Origin of the sequence: Tsukamurella sputi, assembly GCF_007858445.1 — a bacterium.
In the GTDB taxonomy this organism is placed as follows: domain Bacteria; phylum Actinomycetota; class Actinomycetes; order Mycobacteriales; family Mycobacteriaceae; genus Tsukamurella; species Tsukamurella sputi.
Window position 1 is genome coordinate 1,039,618 of the sequence record NZ_VIGV01000001.1, and the last position, 19,926, is coordinate 1,059,543.

The window sequence follows — 19,926 nt, forward strand, 5'->3', positions numbered from 1 at the left end:
AGTCGAACGCCGCCGGACCCCTCACCCTGGGTCCGGCGGCGTCGTCGTACTACCGGAACAGGCCGGCGCCCAGGAAATCCGAGTCACCGCGCACCCCGGGGACGGCGAAGAAGTAGCCGCCGCCGAAGGGGGTCACGTAATCGGTGAGCGGCTCGTCGATCAGGCGCTTCTGCACCGCCTCGAACTGCGCCTCCACGTCCTGCTGGAAGCAGAGGAAGACGTGGCCGCAGGCCATGTTGCCGTTCATGTCCAGCCCCAGGTCGTAGTTGTACGACCGGCGCACCAGGCGCTGCTTCTCCGTCTTCTCGCCCTCACGCGGGTTCGCCAGACGGATGTGCGAGTCCATGGGGATCACGTCGCCCTCGGGGTCGGCGGCGAAGTCGGGCTCGTCGGCCTCGGCCGCACCGTCGAGCGGGGCGCCCGAATCGCGCCGGCGGCCGAACATGCCCTCCTGCTCCGCGATCGAGACGCGGTCCCAGAACTCGACCAGCATCCGGATCAGCCGCACCACGAAGTACGTGCCGCCGTGCGCCCAGGCCGGCTCTCCGCCACCGGTCACCCAGATCAGCTCCTCGGCCTGCGAGCCGACGGGATTGGCGCTGCCGTCCTTGAAGCCCAGCAGGTTGCGCGAAGACCCCTCCGGCCGCGGGGGCGCGCCGTAGCCCTGCATCTTCCACCGCAGCTGCATCGAGCCGCGCGTGTGCTTGGCGATGTCGCGCAGCGCGTGGTGCACGGTGTCGGGGTTGTTGGCGCACAACTGAAGCACCAGGTCGCCGTGCATCTGCGCGGGATCGGGCTGGTCGTTGGGGAAGACCGTCATCGGCTTGAGCTTCGCCGGCTTCTTCCCGCCGAGTCCGAAGCGGTCGTCGAACAGCGACGCGCCCACGCCGAGGGTGATCGTCAGCCCGTCGGCCGGGACCACGGGCCCCAGCACCGCGCTGTCCGACGGCGCCTTCCCCACGCCGAGGTTCGCCGGAGTGCCGCCCGCGGTGAGGAACCGCGCACGGTCGGTGATGGTGCGCAGCAGCCGCTCCAGCCCTGCGCGGTCGGTGATCACGTCGAACGCCGCGACCATGAGCGCCGCCTGCTTCTCCGCCGGCGGCGGCGTCAGGATGCCCGACTGGTGCTCGCCCTCGAACGGGTAGGAATCGCGCACCGTCGGACCGGAGGACTGTGCGGCATCGCTGCGCGCGCCCCCGGCCAGCACACCGCCGACGGCGGCGACGCCCACGGCGCCCACCGCCGCGCCCTGCAGGAACCTCCGCCGGCCGGTTCCGGACTCCTCCGCCGGACGCTGATCGTTATCGCTCATGCTTGGGGATCTCCAGGAGGTTGGGCACGGCGGACAGGGTCTCGAGAGCCTGTCCGACGGTGCCGTTGATCTTCTGCCGCAGCGCCAGCGCGGGCTGTTCGAGCGGCGGGTAGGAACCGTCGGGCCGCTTCACCGCGTCGAGGGCCTTCACGATGTCGTCGAGCTCGCGACGGGCCGTGGGCAGCAGGTCCGGCACGCGCGGCGCGAGCAGCGGCTCGAGCACGCGGAGCACGGCGCGGGTGGCCTCGACATCGGCGGCGGTCGCCGCGTAACCGGCGTGCGCGCCCTGGTCGCTGACGCCCGTGAGGTGATCGCGCAGGGCGTCCTCGAGGATCTCCTGCGCACGCTTGGTGAGCGTGATCGGATCGCCCGCGATCTCGTCGGTGCGCAGGTCCTTGCGCACCGTGGCCAGCGCCTCCAGGGTCTTGTCGACCTGTGCCGTCAGCGCCGCCGACGGTTCGCCGCCGTACAGTCCGTGCTCGATCCGCCGGATGCCGGAGAACTCCGGATCGCGCACCCCGTCGGCGAAGCCGTCGGGCAGGCCGGCGACGGCGGTGCCCGCCGCGCCGAAGCTGTTGTACGAGGCGCCGACCTTCTCCCAGGCGGTCATCGCGTCGAGCCAGGCCGCCTTCGCGCCCGCGGTGTCGCCGCCACCGAGCGCGCCCTTGACGCGGGCGAGCGCCGATTCGACGGCGGGGAGCACCGTCAGCACGTAGTCCTGGTACTTCGCATTCGCGCCGTCGAGATCGCCCTTGGTGACCCGCGCGACGGGCTTCGGCGCGTCGGCCCCGCCACCGGAGACGGTGAACTGCTCGGAACGGGTCTCCTTCTGGCCGGCGAGGTAACAGACGAACTGGTAGCCGCCGCCCCCCAGAGTCGCCGACAGGTCCGCAGTGGTGGCCGGTCCGAGGGTCTCGATCTCGCCGACGACGGCGCCGCCGCTGTCGACGAGCGTGATCTCGCCGGACTTGCCGGACTTGTTGGTGACGGTGATGCGCTGCTGCCCGGCGGAGGCGCCCGTGAAGCCCTTGGCGCAGGTGGCCTCCGTGACGGTGACGGCGCCCGCGGCGGCCGGCTTGGCCGGGAGGATCGCGATGATCAGGCCCGCCACCAGCAGCGGCACCAGCACGACGACGGCGGCCGCGAGCCCGGTGCGCGTGCCCGCGAGGCGCGCGGCCCAGGCCTCGAACCGGCCCTTCTCCTCCGGCGTCGCCGGCGCGGGCTTCGTGCCGAGGAACAGTCCGAGCACGATCACCAGGTAGGCGAGCCACGCGAACACCTGGAGCACCGTCATCTTGGGCGCCAGGTTGGTGATGCCGCCGATCAGCGCGACCCACCACGAGTCGGTGCTGATACTGCGCGTCAGGTCGAAGGCGATCCACGAGCGGCCGGGGAGGATTCCGGCGTTCTGCAGATCACCGAGGCCATAGGCGAGCACGCCCGCGGCCACCACGATGAGCAGGATCGCCGTGTACCGGAAGAAGGTGCCCAGGTTCAGGCGCACCGCCTGCCGGTAGAGCAGTACACAGATCCCGAAGGCGACCGCGAGGCCCAGGGCCGCACCGACGGCCGGGCCCACCGCATCGCCCGAGGCGCGCGCGGCGGTCCACAGGAACAGCGTGGTCTCCAGCCCCTCGCGCGCGACGGCGAAGAAGGCGGTGAGCACCAGCGCACCCGCGCCGAGCGCCATCGCGGTCTCGACGTCGCCGCGCAGCCCCTTGGACAGGGACGCCGCGGTGCGCCGCATCCAGAAGATCATCATCGTCACGAGCAGCACCGCGAGCACGCTCAGCGTGCCCGCGACGACCTCGCGCGCCGTGGCCGACAGTTCCGACGTGGTGAAGGTCAGCACCGCGCCGAAACTCACCGACAACGAGGCCGCGCCGAGCGCGCCCAACCACACCGGCACCCGCGAACCGCCCGACTTCTTCACGGCGGCGAGCAGGATGCTCACGATCAGTCCCGCTTCCAGACCTTCACGCAGGCCGATGAGGAAGTTCGGGACGGCATCACCCCAGTTCATCCCTAGAAGGTAAGGCACGCCTATGGCAGACCACAAAGTGATGCCTACCCTCAGGGCGGTTTGGGCTCATTTCAGCAGTTTGGACATCCGACGGTCCGCCAGCACCTTGCCGCCCGTCTGGCAGGTGGCGCAGTACTGGAAGGACCGGTCCGCGAAGGAGACCTCGCGCACCGTGTCACCGCAGACGGGGCACGGGCTGCCGGTGCGGGCGTGCACCTTCATCCCCGAGCGCTTCTCCGCCTTGAGCGTGGCCACGTGCTGCCCCACGGACCGCTGCACGGCGTCCTCGAGCTCGGATCGCATGGCGGCGTACAGGGCATCGGCCTGCGCCTCGTCGAGCGATTTCGCCGCGGCGAAGGGCGACAGCTTGGCGGTGTGCAGGATCTCGTCGGAGTAGGCGTTGCCGATGCCGGCGATGGTGCGCTGATCGCGCAGCAGGGTCTTGAGCTGGGCGCGCGAGCCGGCGAGGATCGCGCCGAACTCGTCGCGGGTGACGGCCAGCGCGTCGGGCCCGAGCGTCGCGACCATCTCGATCTCCTGCGGATCGTGCACGATCCACACCGCGAGCCGCTTCTGCGTGCCCGCCTCGGTGAGATCGAACCCCTCGCCCTCCGGCCCGACGTGCACGCGGAGCGCGATCGGCGACTTGCCGCCGGGTTTGAGCGGGGTCGGCGAGAGCTTGTCGGACCAGCGCAGCCAGCCGGCCCGGGAGAGGTGCACGACGAGGGCGAGGGCCTCGTCGGCCTTGCGCAGGTCGAGGATGAAGTACTTGCCGATCCGGCGGGTGCCGGTGACGGTGGCCCCGACCAGATCGTGCGGGCCCGGCGCGTAGGTCTTGAGCACGGACAGGGCGGCCACGTCGACCCGCCGGACCTGCGTGCCGACGGCCTTGGCGCCCACGTAGTCCGCGATCGCGGTGATCTCGGGAAGCTCCGGCATGGCTCCAATCTAATGTGGGGGTATGACCTTCTTCGGCCGTTCCGACGGTGGCGCCCTGTCCGACATCGAGCTCGCGGCCGAGATCGCCGACGGTGCCGGGCGGATCCTGCAGGCCATCCGGCACGGTTCCCTGCTCGACGACGGGGTGCTGGGCGACACGGGCGACCGCCTCGCGCAGGCCTGGATCGCGCGCGTCCTGCGCCGGTACCGCCCCCAGGACGCGGTGCTCTCGGAGGAGGCCGAGGATTCCGCGGCGCGCCTGTCGGCGGAGCGCGTGTGGGTCATCGATCCCCTGGACGGCACCCGCGACTACTCGGCGCACCGCCCGGACTACGCGGTGCACGTCGCGCTCACACAGAACGGCCGGCCGGTGCACAGCGCCGTCTCGCTGCCCGCGATGGGCCGGGTGTTCCGCTCGGACACCGTCACCGCGCCCACCGGCGCCCTGACGGGCAATCTCGCGCTGTCGCGCAGTCGCGCGACGCCGGGCATGTTCCGGGTCGCCGAGCAGCTGGGGCTCACTCCGGTCTCGCTCGGCTCCGCGGGCGTGAAGACGATGGCCGTCGTCACCGGGCAGGTCGACGTGTACCTGCACGCGGGCGGCCAGTACGAGTGGGACTCGTGCGCGCCGGTCGGCGTCGCGCGGGCCGCGGGGCTGCACTGCTCGCGCCTCGACGGCTCCGAGCTCACCTACAACAACCCCGACCCGTACCTCCCCGACCTGGTCGTCTGCCGCCCGGAGCTGGCCGAGAAGGTGCTCGCAGCGCTGAACTGATCGCGCTCTCCGCGCGCGTCTCGGTCGCATGCGCTGCCGCCCGCCCGGAAGGCTGGTAGGACAGCATCGTGACCTCCGCAGAGAACTCCGGCGTCTTCCGGCGCAGCGACGGTGCCCGCACCAGCGTCCGCAACGACCTCACCGACCTCGCGCCGCTGGTGATCGTCGACGGGCACTTCCCCGACGACGTACCGGTCGACGCCGGCGCCGCGCGCTGCGACATCGAGGACTACGACCCGCGCAGCCTCGTCGGCACGACGGGGCTCGTGATCCGGCGAGCGAGTGCGCCCGCCTTCGGAACGTGGGAACGCCTCGAGGCCTGGCCGGCCTGACCACGAGGTGAAGGCTGTGTGACGGATCGGCGAACCCGTGCGGCTCCGATTGCCGCGGACGCGCCGATGCGAGATCGTTACGCCATGAAACGAATCGCTGTGGGAGCCGTCGCCGCCGTCCTGGTCGCCGGGACGGCGACCGTCGCCGCCGGGCCCGCCTCCGCGTGGGGCGTCGAGGGCCACCGGATCGTCGCCGACGTCGCCCAGGCCGAACTCACCCCGACCGCTGCGGCGCAGGCCACGTCCCTCCTCGACGGCGGGAACCTCGCGAGCGTCGCGTCGTGGGCGGACGACACGCGATCGGCCGCCACCGCACCCTGGCACTACATCAACATGGGCGAGAACGGCTGCAAGTACAACGCCGGGGTGAACGGCAACGGCGGCAGCAACGTCATCGACGCCATCCGGAATCAGACCGCGATCCTCGCCGACCGGAGCAAGTCCCGCACCGACCGTGCGAACGCCCTGAAGTACCTCGTCCACTTCGTCGGCGACATCGAGCAGCCCTTGCACACCGGCTACGCCAAGGATCGCGGCGGCAACAGCACCGTCGTGACCTACAACGGGAAGTCGACGAACCTGCACGCGCTGTGGGACTCGGGCCTGCTCACCGCCGCCACGCCGGCCGCGGTGGCCGCCCTGCCCGCACCGGATCCCGGCAGCACCGACCCTGTGGCCTGGGCCGAGGCGAGCTGCGACATCGCCGTCACGGTGTACCCGGCGTCGTCCACGATCGACTCCGCGTACGTCGCGAAGTACACGCCCGTCCTGGAGAAGCAACTGCGCCTCGGCGGCGCCCGGTTGGCCCGCCTGCTCAACGGCGTCTTGACCGCCTGACGGCGAGCGGCCGCGGGGAGTCTACGGCCGACGGAGCAGGTAGACGTCCATGATCCAGCCGTGCTGCTCGCGCGCCTCGGCGCGGGTGCGGGCGATGCGCTCCCCCACCTCGCCGACGGGACCGTCGATGAGGATCTCGGCGGGCGTGCCGAGGTAGGCGCCCCAGTAGATGTGATCGTCCGGCTCGGCGGTCTCGCGGAAGGTGCAATCGGCGTCGAGCATCACCACGGTGTTGCGGCCGTCGTCCTCGTGCAGGCGACGACCGGTGGTGATGTGGATCGGCTCGCCCACCCGGTTGAGCAGGATCGCGTGCGCGGCCGTGAGCGCCTGCACGCTCGTGATCCCGGGGATCACCCTCGGCGCCAGCGGGATCGTCGCGGACACCCGCTCGAGCACCCGCAGCGTCGAGTCGTAGAGCGACGGGTCGCCCCACACCAGGAAGCCCGCCGCGCCGCCGCCGGGGACGTGCTCGGCGATCGCCTGCGCCAGCGCGGCGGCGCGGGCGTCGTGCCAGGCCGCGACGTTGGTGGCGTAGGCACCGTCGGGCCGGGAGGCGCCGCGTTCGGCCGAACGGTCCCGCGGCGGATCGGGGACGAGGACGACGGGGACACCGGGCGCGTACCGGTCCACGATCTCCTGCCGGATCCCGGTGAGCGTGCCCGCGGTCGGCTTGTCGAGGACGAAGAGGGCGTCCGCCTCCCGCATCGCGTCGATCGCGCCCACCGTGATGTGCCCCGGGTCGCCGGCGCCGATGCCGATGACCAGCGCGGTGCGGGTCACGCGATCGGCTCGCTGTACATGTTCAGCGTGGCGGTGAGCAGGTCGATGCGGTTCTGCTTGAGAACCTCACTGTCCGGGTCGATCACGCAGTACGACGCGGTGCCCTCGTGCACCGCGAGCAGGGCGTAGCCCAGCGCCTCGGGCTTGGTCACCCGGCGCCCGGCGGCCTCGAGGACGTGCATGACCGTGGGGATCATGTTCGCGAGGAGCATCTGCTGCGCGTCGCGGACCGTCTGGTTGAGCTCGGGGGTGCGGGTGCACAGCGCCACGAAGTCGCCGTTGACGCGCTGCCAGCGCTCGTTGACCGGGATCGCGCGGACCGCCATCTCGATGAGCTTGCCGTAGTCGGCGCCCTGCACCACGTAGGTGTCGACGACCTTGGCCATCACGTCCATGATCCACTGCACGTGGAAGCGCCAGACCTCGATGAACAGCTCCTCGAGGCTGGTGAAGTTCGAGTAGAAGGCACCGCGGGTGAAGCCCGCCGCCTCGCACACCATCGTGACGTTCGTCGAGCCGTAGCCGTGCTGCGCGAACACCAGGTACGCCGCGCGGATCAGCCTGCGCCGGGTCTTCGCGCGACCCTTCGGATCGTCGGTCGCCTGTAGCGCCGCGGTCACTCCGCCGTCCCCGTGGGACAGAAAACGCGTCGCTGTGTCATCCGCCCAGTGTACCCGTCGGTAGCCATCGATTCAGCGGGACTTCAGCGGTCGCCAACCGCCCGGTCCTAGCGTTGCCGACATCACGCCGTAGGAGGACCGCAATGCCCGATTCCACGCCCGCCACGCCGCGATCCGGCACCGTGCCGCGCATCGCCGGGCTCGTGCTCGCCGTCGTCGGTGCCGCCGGCCTGATCGCCTCGGTGTTTCTGACCTGGTTCACCGTCAAGCCCGACCTGGCGAGCCTGTTCGGCAAGAATCTCGATGTGCACGCCGAGGTCACCGGCACCGGATCAGTAGCGTTCACCGCGACGGGTCCGGCGGCCGGCGCTATTGAGCGGGAAGGCTCGGTGGCCGTCTCGTCCGACGCGGCCTGGGCCGGGTGGACGATCGTGGTGCTCGGTGCGGCGCTGCTCGTAGCTGGTGGACTCGCCGCGTTCGGGCCCGTGCGACTGCGGCGGCCCCTGACTCTCATCGCTGCGGCGTGCGGCGCCTTCGCAGCCGGCGTCGCCGGCTATGCCCTCGTCGTCCCCGTCGGTACCAACACCACCCGGGTGGGAGCCGCCGAGTTCACCGTCACCACCACCGGCGGCCCCGGCCAGTTCGTCGCCCTGGCCGCCGCCGCAGTCGCCGTGCTCGGATCCCTCGTCCCGCTCCTCGCCCTACGGTCCACCGCCGGCTCCGTCGCGCAACCCACGCCGCAGACACCGCACCCGCCGGTATCGCCGTTCCTGCCTGTTCCCCCGCCCCACGCCGCTCCGGCATCCGGCACCTCGGTACCGCCCCACGCACCGTCGGACCAGCGGTTCCCGCCCGTCGAGCAGGTCTGGGCCCGGCCCGTCGCGCTGCCGCCGCCCACGCCCGCGCCCGACGCGGTGCCCGAGGCGCAGACCCGGACGGCGGTCGCCCCGGTGGCCCGCCGCCGGCCGCAGCCGGACTGGGACCGGAACTGGCCGTCGGCCGTGCCGCCGCAGCCGGAGTCCCGGCCCGTGGTGCCCTCGGAGCAGCACACGCAGATCGTCAAGCGCCCGCCGCGCCCGGTGAAGGTCTCGCCGAAGCCCGAGACCGAGGCGATCCCCCGCTACGACCCGCGCTACGACTCCCCCACCGAGCCGCTGTGACTCAGCCCTCCAACTCGGCGACGCGGGCGCGCAGGCGATCGATCTCGGCCTGCAACTCGGCCTCCCGCTCCGCGGCGACCTTCTGATAGGCCTCGCCCAGCTGCTTGATGTACTCGCGGTCGAAGCGCGGGATGATGCTGCGCTGGCAGTTCCAGTCGAAGGCCTCGACGGACACCTCGATCACCCGCCGCTGCTCGCTCTCGCGGACCGTGCCGCGCCCGAAGACCTTGAGCCGCACGCGCCGCGGGTAGTCCACGAAGAACATCGCGAGGCGGTCGTCCTCGGCCAGGTTGCCGAGCGTGACGAATTGGTTGTTGCCCGGCAGGTCGATGAAGCCGAGCCGCCCGGTCTCCGGGTCGTGCTGCACGAATCCCGCCGGGCCGCTGCGGTACTGCAGGTAGGGCCAGCCGTGCGGGGTGACGGTGGCGAGGCAGAACTGGTCGGCGCGCGAGATCATGAGCAGCTCGCGGTCGGTCAGGGCCTGCGGGCCGTCGTCGTCGCGCTCGAGCTGGCGGCCGTAGGCCACGTAGCTGCCGTTGCGGCGCTGCCGCTCGAGGGCGTCGTCGCCGAAGACCAGGTGGTGGTAGTGATTGTTCGCCACGGATTCACCGTAGACCGCCCCGCTAGGATGGCTCCTCGTGGCGGACGAGATCGTGATCTACACCGACGGCGCGTGCCTGGGGAATCCCGGGCCCGGAGGCTGGGGCGCGGTGCTGCGCTTCGGCGAGCACCAGAAGGAGCTGTACGGCGCCGAGAAGGACACCACGAACAACCGCATGGAGCTGATGGGCGCGATCTCGGCGCTCGAGGCCATCACGCGGCCGATGCCGGTGGTGCTGTACACCGACAGCTCGTACGTGAAGAACGGCATCACGAAGTGGATCGCCGGCTGGAAGCGCAACGGCTGGAAGACCTCCGCCAAGCAGCCCGTGAAGAACGCCGAGCTGTGGCAGCGCCTGGAACAGGCCGCCGCGCAGTACGAGATCGACTGGCGCTGGGTGAAGGGGCACGCGGGCAACGAGGGCAACGAACTCGCCGACCAGCTCGCCTCGCGCGGCGCCCAGGAGGCGCGCGACTCCTAGCCCCGTTCCGAACGTCGGGTTCTGCGGGGCACCGAGGCCGGATTCGGCTTCGGACCGTCGAAGAACCCGAGTTTCGGAACGCGGCCGCGGCGGGCCGGACGCAGTTTCGGCGGCGCATCGGCCACGCGGGCGGTGACCCTCGCGGCCTGAGGCGCGGCGAACCGTCGGGTCCACTTCGCGCCGTCCCACCAGCGCATCCGCGTGGAGCCGGCCGGATCGGGGTACCAGCCCGCGGGCGCGACGGGCGGCGGCAGCTCCGCCCTGCGGGGCAGAGGCAGCCGCGCGGGAACGGCGGTGGGCAGCGTCAACACCGGCACGCGGCGGGAGGCGTTCGTCGCGGGCGCGCGCCGCCGCGCCGCCGGGGCCACGCTCACGCGCAGAGGGCCGACATCGGTACTCGCGCGCACCTTCATCCGACCGGCCATGCCCCGATCATGCGCCGGTCAGGCCGCGCTCAGCTCCAGAATGGCGATCTCGGGCGGCGAGGCCACCCGCACCGGCGGCCCCCACGCACCGGCGCCGCGGCTGGTGTAGACGGGCATCCCGTCGACCTGCTCGAGCCCGGCGACCGCCGGCTGCTGCAGCGTGACGAAGTACCGGAAGGGCCACAGCTGGCCGCCGTGCGTGTGCCCGGCGAGCTGTAGAGCCGCGCCGCGCTCGGCGAACTCGCGCCCCTGCAGCGGCTCATGCGCCACGGCGAGCACGAACTCCGACCGCTGCACGCCGTGGAAGGCCGCGTCGTAGTCCGCGGCCAGCGGCGGGCTGCCCTTGCGGTCGTTCACGCCGACCACCGTGATCGCGGCGCCACCGTTCGCGCCGTCGCGCCACAGCCGGACCGACCCGTTGGTCAGCGGCCGCACTCCCACGTCGCGCCAGCGCTGCACCCAGTTCACGGCGTCGCCGGCGTAGTACTCGTGGTTGCCGGTCACCGCCAGCACGCCCATCGGGGCGCGGAGCTGCCGCAACGGTGTCAGATCGTCGCCGATGCGGGCGACGGTGCCGTCGATGAGGTCGCCGCCGAGGATCACCAGGTCGGGCTGCTCCGCGTTGGTCCGGTCCACGACGTCCTGCACGAACGCCCGGGTGCGCACCGGCCCGGCGTGGATGTCGGTGATCAGAGCGACCCGGACCGTTCCCAACACGGATGGCATCGACGCGAGCTTCACCTGCGTGTGCGTGACCCGCGGTGTCGCGGCCTCGACCAGCCCGTACAGCGTCGTCCCGACGGCGGCCACCGCCCCGACGACGGCGACGACGCGGAGCAGGGGCGCACCGTCGAACCCGGGCCGGGCGAGCCGGACAAGACGGGTGAGCACCCACAGCACACCCAGCACCAGCAGGGTGAGCAGCAGGTAGAAGACCGTCGCGAGCCAGGTGAGGCCGACGGCGCTGATCCAGCGCACCCGGTCGGGGTCGATGTAGCCCGCGCCCGCGAGGAGACCCACGAAGGCGGCGGGCGTCAGCACGGCGGCGAGGCCGACACCGGCGGTGCCCGCGATCCGTGCGGGGCGCGACGGCCACCGGCGCACCACGCGCCACTGCACGACGGCCAGCGCCGTCAGGACGAGGACCAGGACGACGATGATGCCGCTGGGCACGCGACGGACCCCCTGTGAGAACGCGAACTCGGACATCCGAATGTACCCGGCGGGCCGCGCGTGGCTAGAATCGTGCCGCACGCCCCCGTAGCTCAGTCGGATAGAGCGGATCTCTCCTAAAGATCAGGTCGCAGGTTCGATTCCTGTCGGGGGCACTCTGACCATTACGAATACCGGGCAACACCTGCCCGGGCACCGGCGACTCTGCGTTTATTCTGCGGCTACGCCTGCGGCTCGATCCAGTGCGGCGGCAACCTCACGGTGCATCGTGTTCCGCTGCATGTAGACGTTCTGCGTCATCGACGGCTTCGCGTGTCCGAGCTGGTCAGCGGCAATTCGAGCTGACAGCCCGGCGCTGTCCACGGCCGTCGCAACCGTCTTGCGCAGCGAGTACAGCGTCACGTCGTCGGCGAGCCCGAGGTACCGCCGAGTGTCCCGGAACTGCCCGGCGACGTTCGACGGATCCCGCAGCGTGCCGACGGCCGACGGGAACAGCCACCCGTACTGCATACCCTCGCGCTCCCTGCGGGCCTTGAGCATCGCGACGGCGAACGTCGGGAGGGCGAGCGGTCGCCCGGTGCCGGCCTTCGTCCCGGCCTCCCAGGTGAGCCCCTGGCCGGTCGCGCGGTAGATGTGACCCTCGATCGTGACGGCCGCTTGCTCGAGGTCGATGTCGGACCAGCGGAGCGCGAGAAGCTCGCCCGTGCGCGCGCCGGTCGCCGCAGCGAGGACGATCACGTCGGCGAGGTCCCAGCGGCGGCAGCGGTGCGAGGTACGGACGCGCTTGAGCAGCCGCGGCAGGTCGGCACCGTCGACGGGGCGCGCCCCCTTCGTCTGCTTCGTCTTGCGCCGGGACTTACGGACCGCCGGCAGGTCGTTGATCGGGTTCGTGGGGATCGCACGCGCCAGGACCGCGTCCTGGATGATCGCGCGGAGCTGCATCTTGCACTGCTTCGCGCGAGCGGCGCCGTGGTCCCGCTCGATGCCCTGCAGGAGATCGTGCGCGAGTGCCGCGTCGAGCTCTCCGACGCGGACGCCGGCCGCTACGCGCTTGAGGATCCTGACGCCGTCTCGGTAGGTGTCGATGGTGCGGGGCGCGTAGTCGCCGGAGGTCTCCGCACGAGCGAGGTAGGAATCGAGGAGCGCCGGCACCAGCGTGCTGGTGGTGATCGAGCTGGTGTTCCGGCTGCCGACTTGCTGCAGGTGATCAAGGAGCGCATCCTCGGCGACCTTGCCGTACTCGTCGTCGACACCGTCGGGCGTGCGGCGCTCAACGGGGCGGGTGACGCCGTCGGTGCCGCGGTATCGGCAGTACGCGCGCCACTTCCCCGGGGCGAGTTGCGTGCGGGTGATCTTGCCGTGAGCGCCGATCCGTAGCGGCGGCCTACCGGCCATCGAGCAGCTCGCTTTCGAGGGTCTCGATGAGTTCCTCGCTGTGGCGGATGGAGTCACCGGCCACCTTCCGAGCCTTGAGGTCATCCTTGGCCCTCATCAGCTCGCGCAGGCCGCGGAGTTTGGCCGATCGCGCGTCGTCCAGGTCGCGCCAGCGTTGGAGCAGTCGCAAGTTCTGCATCGCGTTTTCGAGGCTGGATCCGTCGCCGAGGATGAGTCTGCGGGCCGCCTCGGCGGCGTCCTCGTCTGCGTACAAGTCCCGTGTGTAGCTAATGGTCCGCACTCCTGAAAACCATTGCGCTGCATCCAGTTCAGTGACTTTAACTTGCGGGAGAACGTCGACGGGAGCGTCGTATGGACCCGGGTAGAGCAGGGCGACCGGCGCCGTGTCTAGTGCCGCAGCGAGGATGGATAGCTCCGCGACCGTGACATGCTTCCGTCGCCCGGTCTCCAGTTCACTGATCGTCGTCCGCGCGACCCGCATGCCCAGCTCGTCAGTCCGGTCTGACAACCACTGCGCCGACCGCTTCCCTCGGAGATCGTTGATCTTCTTGCCCACACGTTTGGCCTGTTCAGAGGCCCAGTCTGTCGCCATGTCGTCAAGCATAGTTGTAAATCCGTCAGCGTCGTGTAGCGTGACGAGTATCCGTCAGGTTCTGACTGGATTCCGATAAGTGTCAGGAGGTCCTATGTCCACCACTTCCCAGATCGAGGCGCTCGCAGCAGAGGCCGCTGCCGAACGTGCCGTAGAGGATCGTCAGCCCGAACCGCGTGCCGAGAACACGCCAATCTGGCTAACCCGAGCGGAGGTCGCCGAGCGGTTCAGCGTCCCCGTACAGACCCTCGCTACGTGGGCTGTGCGCGGCTTCGGACCACGTTTCTCGAAGTTCGGGCGCCATTGCCGCTACAAGCTGTCCGACGTCATCGCGTGGGAGAACGCGCAGTCCGTCGGTGGTGACGCAGCATGACGTACCCGATGTTCCTCGGCTTCCTCGCCGCGCTGTGGCTTGCCGCAGTCGCCGCCGAGGTGGACAACCGCTACCGACGGCTCGAAGACCACGCCGACGCCGGCCTCGGCACCGATGAGTTCGAAGGCCCCCGACGCTACACCCGCCCGACAGACCGGGGTCCGATCTCAAATCCGACCCCTCAACAGCAGAAAGCCCCGGTGCGCTCCGCCAAGACCAGCACCGGGACTTCTGACCGAACCATCACCAGCCAGCGAGGAAACGATCATGTCTAACGATACAGAACGCGCACCGCGCCGTCGCCCCATCTCCAACAACGCGCATACGGACTGGCTCAAGAAGCTCGCCGAGATCCCCGCGCTGCCGACCACCGGAGAAGGCGAGTGGTACCACACCGTCGAGTCGGGCTGGATGCACGGAATCTCCGTCAACGACCGCCCGCAAGACTCCAACACCTACCTCACGCTGACCCGGGCAGCGAACAACGAGAGCCGGTTCGGGAAACCCTCCCTGTCGTACGACGTGTTCTTCCAATGGGGCGCTGGCCGCGACTACGGGAACATGACGCTGGACCCGGAGGCCGCGATCTACTTCGGGCAGCACCTCATCGAAGCGGGAGCCACCGCTCTGCAGGACCAGGCACGGCACGCCACGTGGACGGTTGGCACGCCGAGCACGGTGGCCGTCGAGGTGCCGGACAAGGTGCGTACGCCGGCCGAGTCGCTGCCCCTCGTCGATCCCGGCACCGGTCGGCATGAAGTCCTCGCGACGGTCCGGGCTGGCGATGTGTCCCTCGTCCCGGAGCGGTTCGACTACCGGCCCGACGACGGCACCGCGCCCACCGCTGAGTGGACGCTGCGAGCCCTGACGCCGAGCCTCGAAACCCTCCGTGAGTTCCTCGACGGCGATGACCTGCAGGGTATGCGGCAGCAGGCCGCAGACCTCATCGCCGCCTTGACGCGAGCGATGGAGGTCTTCGATGACGAGGCCGAGAAGCTCACCCGGGCGGAGGTGTAGTCGCCGTGATCGAGGACGACGATCTTCCCGCCGGCCGGATAGCCGCGACCGATGCGCAGATCTTCGAGGCAATGGGCAACGGCTGGGCCCTGGTGCCGCTGTGCTCACGCTGCGGTGCACCACTGACCGCTAAGGCATCCCGGGTGCGTGGTATCGGCCCGGTGTGTGCCAGGAAGACGGCGTAAATGGAGAAGGTCACTGTCGAGAGCATCCGGGCGTGGGCAGCAGAGAACAACCTCCTGCCCACCCCGGGCTCGGCCCGCGCCGGCTCGCGCGAGGTGTCGTTCTCGATCGCGTTGCGGTGGATCGCACCGTTCCTCGAGAACTGCCCGAGCGCCCCACCGCCGGCATTCAGCCCGCAGTGGATCGACGAGCCCGACGAGCAGGTTCGCTTCGTCGGCGTCCTCGTTGCCGCCCTGTTGTGGGCCTTGCACACCGAGGTCCGGCAGGACGCCTTGTCCGACGCCTCCCAGGCCGTTGCGGAAGGCGTTCGAGACACCACGCCCACACCCGCGTCGAGCGCCCGGCACGTAGCCGCTGAGGCCGCTCAGGCGCCGTTTCTGTATCCCCCAGCACGAAGGAGTTCTGCAGCGTGACCGACGAGAAGATGTGGCCGCCGCCGTCCGCGCCGCTCGATGTCGCGGACCGGTTCATCAAGGAGGTGCACACCACCGCGCAGGGCAAGACCCTCACGCATCACCGTGGCGACTTCTACGCCTGGCACGCGGGTGTGTGGTCGGTGGTGCCGCAGTCTTCGATCCGCGCGAGCCTGTACGACACGCTCCGTAGCGCGAAGTTCGAGCACAAGAAGGACGGCATCGTCGACTGGGCGCCGTCCACCCGCAAGGTCGGTGACGTCCTCGATGCCATGCGCTCAGCGGTCTACCTCCGTGAGGACCGGGACGCCCCTACCTGGATCACCCCCGGAGATCGCCACCCGGCCCGGGAGTACATCTCCATGCGCAACGGCCTGCTGCACATCCCCACGGGCGAGATCATCGCGCACACCCCGGCGATGTTCAACACCATCAGCATCCCGTTCGACTACGACGCCGCCGCGCAGGCACCGAACTGGCTGCGGTTCCTGGGCTCGGTGTGGCGGCACGACACCGCGACGATCACGATGCTGCAGCAGTGGTTCGGGTACGTCCTCTCCGGTCGCACGGACTTCCAGAAGGCCATGATGATCCCCGGACCTCCCCGATCGGGGAAGGGCACCATCGTGCGTGTCCTCATCGAGCTACTCGGAGGCCGCCGCCATGTGGCAGCGCCGACGATGGCCGACATCGGCACACACTTCGGCATCACCCCGATCATCGGCAAGCCCCTCGCCGTCATCGGCGACGCCCGAGTGGGCCGCGGCGGTGAACGCCAGGTTGTCGAGCGCTTGCTGACGATCACGGGTGAGGACAACTTGACCGTGGACGTGAAGTACAAGGAGGCGTGGACGGGGAAGATCGGCGCGCGGTTCATGATCTTGTCCAACGAGCTGCCCCGGTTCGGTGACGCCTCCGGTGCGATCGCCTCCCGGTTCCTCGTAGCCCGCACCACGCAGTCGTTCCTGGGCAAGGAGGACAAGGGGCTCGAGGCCCGGTTGCACGCGGAGCTGCCCGGGATCTTCAACTGGGCACTGGCGGGGCTGGAGAGTCTGATCGCGGCGGGCCGGTTCACCGAGTCCGACGGATCGAAGGCTGAGCGGGACGCACTGACTGCGCTGGCGTCGCCGATCTCGATGTTCCTCGACGAGGGCTTCGAGCCTGACATGACCGGCTGGATGTCCACCGACATGCTCTACGGCAAGTGGCGAGCGTGGTGCGAGGTCGCCGGGGAGTCACCCGGCAGCCGGAACGTGTTCGCCCGGGATCTCGTCGCGGCCGCACCGATGCAGGGCTATCGACTGCAGGCCGCGAAGTCCGGGCCACGGGGAGCGCAGAAGACGGGGTACCGAGGTATCCGTCAGCGAGGCGAAGAACCCTCCAAAGCACTAACAATTGAGAAGAACCCTGATACCCCTGATACGCCCAGCTCAGACGGTATTTCCGAGCAGCTGCCCATCCTGGATACCGCCAGTCACGCCGCCGCGGTCGATCCTGTCGTAGCAGGGGTGGCAGATGCTACCGAAATACCCTCTGAACAGCGGGTATCAGGGGTATCAGGGGTAAACCCAATTGTTAGTCCTCTGGAGAACGCTTCGGAGAACGAAACACCTCCGGCGCGGGCTCTACACGCCGTACCCGACGAACACCCTGGCCCGCCACGAACATGTCGTGAGTGGTTCGAACGTCACGTCCGTGGACTCATCGCTGAGGGCCACATGACGGCCGACAGCGCCGTGGTGTACCCGCTCGGTGAGGCCGCCGGCTGGGGTATCCAGAACCTCCGCAAGGTCGCCTCCAAGAGCCCCTTGATCGCGATCGCGGAGAAGCGCACCGACGGCGTCACATGGGCCATCGGAGACGGCGTGCAATCCACGTACGTGCCGTGCCCTGAGTGGATTGTGACCTACCTCCGTGAGCGCGGCGGCTGGGTACCGGCCTCGGAGGTCTACACCGCAGGCTCCGAACGCTACGGCCGCTCGGCGATCAAGTCCGCCGCCCTGGCCGCACACATCCTGAAGCGCGGGGCCTCCATCGCTACGGAGTGGTCCCTCGACCCGAACTACACCAAGGAATCCGCATGACCGACCATCCCGTCGACCTCCGCCGCGGCCACCTGCTGACCGCGTTCGTCCTCGCTGCGTTCCAGCCAGGCGCCGGCGAAGGCGATGTGCTCGCCGAACTCCACACCGCGTACCCCGACATGACGTTCCTCGAAGCGGTGCCTGCCCTCGTCGAAGCTCTGCATGTGCTCGGCGCCGGCACCCCGATGGTCCACAACGCCGGCATCGACACCCTGCGCGAGCAGCTCGCCCAGACCTACCCCGCCGCAGACCGCGGCCGACCCGAAGGGACCGACCAGTGAAATCGCCGAACCTGTGGCCCACCCACAAGGGCCGCGCCCGCGGCAAGAAGGCGCGCCACCGCGCCGCGATCCGCTCCCAGCGCGCCGGCAAGACCACCCAGACGACCGTCCGGCGACCTGCCGCGCAGCCGAACGGAGCGGAGGCCGTCCGATGAGCGACAACAACGAAGTGACCTGCAGGATCGAATCGCGGCCGACCCGCGAGGGCAAGATCGAGATCACGTTCCACCGCGTCGACGAGTCCACGGGTATCCGCAGCAGCCTGTCGGGAGTCTTCACTCGGCAGCAGGTGTCGAAGATCGTCCACCACCTCGGCCGCGACCTCCGCGTGTCGAGCCCGCTACGGCACACGGTCCGTGAGGCGGCTGGCGATGCAACGCCTTGACCTCGACGGCGTCCTCCTCGACGAGGCCGACGTGACACTCCTCGCCGGGATGCTCCGGGCGGCCACGTCGCGGATGAACGCGGCGTGGTCACCGCCCGCGCAGCTCCTCACCGCCCGAATCTGTGACGCGGCAGCCCGATTCGAGTCACCAACACGTGACGCGGGCGTCACCAAGAGCATCGACAGCGGCGGATCTGGCACACCGTTACCGCATGACCTCCTCGACAGCGCCGAAACGGCAAGGATTCTCGGGATCAAGCCCCACGCCGCCCGCGCCCTCGCCCGCCGCGGCACCGTCCCCGCGTACCGCGTCGGCGAACGCTGGCTCTACCCCGCGCAGGACGTGGTTCGCCGCGCCGAACGCCGCGCCCGGTAGCCGCGTCACCATCCCGGGGGTCGAGCTGGCCCGCGTCGGCCAGTTCGACGCATCCACCGGGCCTGTCGCGTTCACCGCCGCCGACCTCGCAGCGATGCTCGACGCCTACACCGCGAACGTTGCCCGCCGGCCCGTCCTCAAGATCGGCCACGCCGACCCCGTCAACGACGGCGCGCCGTCGTTCGGCTGGATCGAGAACCTCGCTCTCACCGAGGGCGGCGCCTGCCTCGTCGGCGACCTCGCAGGCGTACCCCAATGGCTCGCCGACGCCATGCCCACCGCGTACCCGTCCCGGTCCATCGAGGCAGTGCGCGGGTACATCGACGCCGACGGCACCCGCTGGCCGTGGGTCCTCGACGGGCTCGCGCTCCTCGGCGCCACCACCCCGGCGATGGGGAACCTCGACGAGATCCGCGAACTGGTCACCGCCAGCCGCACCCAGACCACCGCGCGCCGTGTGGCCGCGGCCCGCGCCCGACGCCGTCGCCGCGCACACCACCAGTAGAAGGAGCACCCCGTGCCCAGCACCACCCTGTACCAGCCGTACGTCTACGACGACGGCGACGAAATCACCTGCCGCGCCACCGCCGACATCACCCTCGGGCACCTCGTCGGCGTCTCCGGGCCCCGCAACGGCAACATCGCCGTCGCCCACGCCACCCCAGGCGGCCGCACCCTCGGCGTCGCCGGATCCGACGCCAAGACCGGCGACCTCGTCGTCGCCTACAGCGGCGGCGTCCTCCGCGTCATCGCCGGCGGCGCTATCACCGCAGGCGACGACGTCGAAGTCGGAGCCGGCGGCACCGTCGTCAAGGCCACCACCGGCAAGGTCATCGGCTTCGCCGTCTCGTCCACCACCTCCGGCAAGTTCGCCGAGATCAAGCCCCTCGCGTAAGGAAAACGACTATGCCCGTACAGAACCCGACGCTCGTCCCCGCGCTCGACGGCCGCACACTCACCGTCGACCAGGCCCTCGCGCGGCCCACCATCATCCGCGATCGCATCGCCACGCTCGCCGACAACCTCATGGTCGCCCCGGCCTTCTACCGGCCCGCCGGCGGCCAGGGCGTCACCGGAGGCGGCATCCTCTACAGCGTCACCCGCGCCACCGACCAGTACCTCGACGGCGACCTCGAAGAGCGCGCCCCCGGCGGCGAGTACAAGCAGCTGCAGGGCGTCGACCCCGAGGTCAAGCTCGCCAAGGTCAAGGACTGGGGCGCCAAGTTCCGCATCGAGGACGAACGCCGCACCCGCAACGACGTCGACTACCTCGACCAGCAGACCACACAGCTCGCGAACACGATCGCCAAGAAGATCGACGACGAGGCCATGCGGGTCCTCATGGCCGCGCTCGACGACGTCGTGACCG

Annotated in this window: 28 protein-coding genes and 1 tRNA gene; 19 read left to right on the top strand and 10 right to left on the bottom strand. The window is 70.2% G+C overall.

Features of this window, described 5'->3' with window-relative positions; translation table 11 throughout:
* Positions 1–49: 49 nt before the first annotated feature.
* From FK268_RS05085 to FK268_RS05095, 3 genes are all read right to left on the bottom strand, one after another.
* Positions 50–1,312, bottom strand: a complete 1,263-nt coding sequence (locus FK268_RS05085) for a Dyp-type peroxidase (RefSeq protein WP_146431688.1) — start codon at positions 1,310–1,312, stop codon at positions 50–52.
* A complete protein-coding gene (gene efeU / locus FK268_RS05090; RefSeq protein WP_146431689.1) occupies positions 1,302–3,335 on the bottom strand; it encodes an iron uptake transporter permease EfeU in 2,034 nt (677 codons plus the stop codon). The genes FK268_RS05085 and efeU overlap by 11 nt, the downstream gene beginning before the upstream one ends.
* A gap of 66 nt (positions 3,336–3,401) precedes the next feature.
* Positions 3,402–4,274 (bottom strand): DNA-formamidopyrimidine glycosylase family protein, encoded by an 873-nt coding sequence (locus FK268_RS05095; protein ID WP_146431691.1) that lies wholly within the window; start codon positions 4,272–4,274, stop codon positions 3,402–3,404.
* 22 nt (positions 4,275–4,296) lie between these two features.
* Between FK268_RS05095 and FK268_RS05100 the strand changes: the two genes are divergently transcribed.
* The 3 genes from FK268_RS05100 (at position 4,297) to FK268_RS05110 (ending at position 6,218) form a co-directional block, all read left to right on the top strand.
* Positions 4,297–5,049 (top strand): 3'(2'),5'-bisphosphate nucleotidase CysQ, encoded by a 753-nt coding sequence (locus FK268_RS05100; protein WP_146431693.1) that lies wholly within the window; start codon positions 4,297–4,299, stop codon positions 5,047–5,049.
* Between the two features lie 68 nt (positions 5,050–5,117).
* A complete protein-coding gene (locus FK268_RS05105; RefSeq protein WP_146431695.1) occupies positions 5,118–5,381 on the top strand; it encodes a hypothetical protein in 264 nt (87 codons plus the stop codon).
* Between the two features lie 84 nt (positions 5,382–5,465).
* Positions 5,466–6,218, top strand: coding sequence for a S1/P1 nuclease (locus tag FK268_RS05110; RefSeq protein ID WP_146431696.1), 753 nt, complete (start codon positions 5,466–5,468; stop codon positions 6,216–6,218).
* A gap of 21 nt (positions 6,219–6,239) precedes the next feature.
* Here the strand turns inward: FK268_RS05110 and cobF are convergent, their stop codons facing one another.
* Complete coding sequence (gene cobF, locus FK268_RS05115; RefSeq protein ID WP_146431698.1) at positions 6,240–6,998, bottom strand: precorrin-6A synthase (deacetylating); 759 nt, start codon at positions 6,996–6,998, stop codon at positions 6,240–6,242.
* Entirely contained in the window at positions 6,995–7,618 is a 624-nt protein-coding gene (locus FK268_RS05120) for a TetR/AcrR family transcriptional regulator (RefSeq protein ID WP_158636042.1), read from the bottom strand. The genes cobF and FK268_RS05120 overlap by 4 nt, the downstream gene beginning before the upstream one ends.
* Positions 7,619–7,761: 143 nt before the next feature.
* Between FK268_RS05120 and FK268_RS05125 the strand changes: the two genes are divergently transcribed.
* On the top strand, positions 7,762–8,778 hold the full coding sequence (locus tag FK268_RS05125) for a hypothetical protein (protein ID WP_146431701.1): 1,017 nt from the start codon (positions 7,762–7,764) through the stop codon (positions 8,776–8,778).
* A 1-nt stretch (position 8,779) separates the two neighbouring features.
* On the opposite strand, the gene FK268_RS05130 is transcribed toward FK268_RS05125, so the two are convergent.
* Positions 8,780–9,379 carry a pyridoxamine 5'-phosphate oxidase family protein gene (locus FK268_RS05130; protein WP_146431702.1) on the bottom strand — a complete coding sequence of 200 codons (600 nt, stop codon included), beginning with the start codon at positions 9,377–9,379 and terminating at the stop codon, positions 8,780–8,782.
* 37 nt (positions 9,380–9,416) lie between these two features.
* On the opposite strand from FK268_RS05130, the gene rnhA reads away from it, so the two are divergent.
* A complete protein-coding gene (rnhA, locus tag FK268_RS05135) occupies positions 9,417–9,860 on the top strand; it encodes a ribonuclease HI (RefSeq protein ID WP_068528191.1) in 444 nt (147 codons plus the stop codon).
* On the opposite strand, the gene FK268_RS05140 is transcribed toward rnhA, so the two are convergent.
* Both FK268_RS05140 and FK268_RS05145 read right to left on the bottom strand, forming a co-directional pair.
* A complete protein-coding gene (locus tag FK268_RS05140; RefSeq protein ID WP_205124444.1) occupies positions 9,857–10,285 on the bottom strand; it encodes a DUF2510 domain-containing protein in 429 nt (142 codons plus the stop codon). The genes rnhA and FK268_RS05140 overlap by 4 nt on opposite strands.
* An 18-nt stretch (positions 10,286–10,303) precedes the next feature.
* Entirely contained in the window at positions 10,304–11,458 is a 1,155-nt protein-coding gene (locus FK268_RS05145) for a metallophosphoesterase (RefSeq protein ID WP_158636043.1), read from the bottom strand.
* A gap of 81 nt (positions 11,459–11,539) precedes the next feature.
* Here FK268_RS05145 and FK268_RS05150 point away from each other — a divergent pair.
* A tRNA-Arg gene (locus tag FK268_RS05150) sits at positions 11,540–11,613 on the top strand.
* Positions 11,614–11,668: 55 nt separating this feature from the next.
* On the opposite strand, the gene FK268_RS05155 is transcribed toward FK268_RS05150, so the two are convergent.
* Together FK268_RS05155 and FK268_RS05160 are read right to left on the bottom strand one after the other, a co-directional pair.
* Complete coding sequence (locus tag FK268_RS05155) at positions 11,669–12,853, bottom strand: site-specific integrase (protein WP_158636044.1); 1,185 nt, start codon at positions 12,851–12,853, stop codon at positions 11,669–11,671.
* On the bottom strand, positions 12,843–13,445 hold the full coding sequence (locus tag FK268_RS05160; RefSeq protein ID WP_146431706.1) for a DNA-binding protein: 603 nt from the start codon (positions 13,443–13,445) through the stop codon (positions 12,843–12,845). The genes FK268_RS05155 and FK268_RS05160 overlap by 11 nt, the downstream gene beginning before the upstream one ends.
* 94 nt (positions 13,446–13,539) lie before the next feature.
* Here FK268_RS05160 and FK268_RS05165 point away from each other — a divergent pair, with 94 nt between their 5' ends.
* The 13 genes from FK268_RS05165 to FK268_RS05220 all read left to right on the top strand — a co-directional run.
* A complete protein-coding gene (locus FK268_RS05165) occupies positions 13,540–13,818 on the top strand; it encodes a helix-turn-helix transcriptional regulator (protein WP_146431708.1) in 279 nt (92 codons plus the stop codon).
* Positions 13,815–14,093: a hypothetical protein gene (locus FK268_RS05170; RefSeq protein WP_146431710.1), complete on the top strand. Its 279-nt coding sequence runs from the start codon at positions 13,815–13,817 to the stop codon at positions 14,091–14,093. The genes FK268_RS05165 and FK268_RS05170 overlap by 4 nt, the downstream gene beginning before the upstream one ends.
* On the top strand, positions 14,086–14,835 hold the full coding sequence (locus FK268_RS05175) for a hypothetical protein (protein WP_146431711.1): 750 nt from the start codon (positions 14,086–14,088) through the stop codon (positions 14,833–14,835). Before FK268_RS05170 ends, FK268_RS05175 begins: the two co-directional genes overlap by 8 nt.
* A 5-nt stretch (positions 14,836–14,840) precedes the next feature.
* Complete coding sequence (locus FK268_RS05180; protein ID WP_146431713.1) at positions 14,841–15,020, top strand: DUF6011 domain-containing protein; 180 nt, start codon at positions 14,841–14,843, stop codon at positions 15,018–15,020.
* Positions 15,021–15,431 (top strand): DUF2742 domain-containing protein, encoded by a 411-nt coding sequence (locus FK268_RS05185; protein WP_146431715.1) that lies wholly within the window; start codon positions 15,021–15,023, stop codon positions 15,429–15,431.
* The gene (locus FK268_RS05190) at positions 15,428–17,515 is read left to right on the top strand and encodes a DNA primase family protein (RefSeq protein WP_146431717.1); all 2,088 of its coding nucleotides are present in this window, start codon (positions 15,428–15,430) and stop codon (positions 17,513–17,515) included. The genes FK268_RS05185 and FK268_RS05190 overlap by 4 nt, the downstream gene beginning before the upstream one ends.
* Positions 17,512–17,796, top strand: a complete 285-nt coding sequence (locus FK268_RS05195) for a hypothetical protein (RefSeq protein ID WP_146431719.1) — start codon at positions 17,512–17,514, stop codon at positions 17,794–17,796. The genes FK268_RS05190 and FK268_RS05195 overlap by 4 nt, the downstream gene beginning before the upstream one ends.
* On the top strand, positions 17,793–17,951 hold the full coding sequence (locus tag FK268_RS24135) for a hypothetical protein (RefSeq protein ID WP_158636045.1): 159 nt from the start codon (positions 17,793–17,795) through the stop codon (positions 17,949–17,951). The genes FK268_RS05195 and FK268_RS24135 overlap by 4 nt, the downstream gene beginning before the upstream one ends.
* Positions 17,948–18,181, top strand: a complete 234-nt coding sequence (locus FK268_RS05200; protein ID WP_146431721.1) for a hypothetical protein — start codon at positions 17,948–17,950, stop codon at positions 18,179–18,181. Before FK268_RS24135 ends, FK268_RS05200 begins: the two co-directional genes overlap by 4 nt.
* Positions 18,168–18,557 carry a helix-turn-helix domain-containing protein gene (locus FK268_RS05205; protein WP_146431723.1) on the top strand — a complete coding sequence of 130 codons (390 nt, stop codon included), beginning with the start codon at positions 18,168–18,170 and terminating at the stop codon, positions 18,555–18,557. Before FK268_RS05200 ends, FK268_RS05205 begins: the two co-directional genes overlap by 14 nt.
* A gap of 94 nt (positions 18,558–18,651) precedes the next feature.
* Positions 18,652–19,062: a hypothetical protein gene (locus FK268_RS05210; protein WP_146431725.1), complete on the top strand. Its 411-nt coding sequence runs from the start codon at positions 18,652–18,654 to the stop codon at positions 19,060–19,062.
* 12 nt (positions 19,063–19,074) lie between these two features.
* Positions 19,075–19,452: a DUF2190 family protein gene (locus tag FK268_RS05215; RefSeq protein WP_146431727.1), complete on the top strand. Its 378-nt coding sequence runs from the start codon at positions 19,075–19,077 to the stop codon at positions 19,450–19,452.
* A gap of 11 nt (positions 19,453–19,463) precedes the next feature.
* Positions 19,464–19,926: major capsid protein (locus FK268_RS05220; protein WP_306461483.1), on the top strand; the 463-nt coding region annotated here is incomplete at its 3' end.

Bases quoted from the DNA above. Each gene is read 5' to 3' on its own strand.
- FK268_RS05085 (WP_146431688.1), bottom strand. From the start codon at position 1,312: ATGAGCGATAACGATCAGCGTCCGGCGGAGGAGTCCGGAACCGGCCGG.
- efeU (WP_146431689.1), bottom strand. From the start codon at position 3,335: ATGAACTGGGGTGATGCCGTCCCGAACTTCCTCATCGGCCTGCGTGAA.
- FK268_RS05095 (WP_146431691.1), bottom strand. From the start codon at position 4,274: ATGCCGGAGCTTCCCGAGATCACCGCGATCGCGGACTACGTGGGCGCC.
- FK268_RS05100 (WP_146431693.1), top strand. From the start codon at position 4,297: ATGACCTTCTTCGGCCGTTCCGACGGTGGCGCCCTGTCCGACATCGAG.
- FK268_RS05110 (WP_146431696.1), top strand. From the start codon at position 5,466: ATGAAACGAATCGCTGTGGGAGCCGTCGCCGCCGTCCTGGTCGCCGGG.
- FK268_RS05125 (WP_146431701.1), top strand. From the start codon at position 7,762: ATGCCCGATTCCACGCCCGCCACGCCGCGATCCGGCACCGTGCCGCGC.
- FK268_RS05140 (WP_205124444.1), bottom strand. From the start codon at position 10,285: ATGGCCGGTCGGATGAAGGTGCGCGCGAGTACCGATGTCGGCCCTCTG.
- FK268_RS05155 (WP_158636044.1), bottom strand. From the start codon at position 12,853: ATGGCCGGTAGGCCGCCGCTACGGATCGGCGCTCACGGCAAGATCACC.
- FK268_RS05160 (WP_146431706.1), bottom strand. From the start codon at position 13,445: ATGGCGACAGACTGGGCCTCTGAACAGGCCAAACGTGTGGGCAAGAAG.
- FK268_RS05165 (WP_146431708.1), top strand. From the start codon at position 13,540: ATGTCCACCACTTCCCAGATCGAGGCGCTCGCAGCAGAGGCCGCTGCC.
- FK268_RS05170 (WP_146431710.1), top strand. From the start codon at position 13,815: ATGACGTACCCGATGTTCCTCGGCTTCCTCGCCGCGCTGTGGCTTGCC.
- FK268_RS05175 (WP_146431711.1), top strand. From the start codon at position 14,086: ATGTCTAACGATACAGAACGCGCACCGCGCCGTCGCCCCATCTCCAAC.
- FK268_RS05185 (WP_146431715.1), top strand. From the start codon at position 15,021: ATGGAGAAGGTCACTGTCGAGAGCATCCGGGCGTGGGCAGCAGAGAAC.
- FK268_RS05195 (WP_146431719.1), top strand. From the start codon at position 17,512: ATGACCGACCATCCCGTCGACCTCCGCCGCGGCCACCTGCTGACCGCG.
- FK268_RS05200 (WP_146431721.1), top strand. From the start codon at position 17,948: ATGAGCGACAACAACGAAGTGACCTGCAGGATCGAATCGCGGCCGACC.
- FK268_RS05205 (WP_146431723.1), top strand. From the start codon at position 18,168: ATGCAACGCCTTGACCTCGACGGCGTCCTCCTCGACGAGGCCGACGTG.
- FK268_RS05210 (WP_146431725.1), top strand. From the start codon at position 18,652: ATGCTCGACGCCTACACCGCGAACGTTGCCCGCCGGCCCGTCCTCAAG.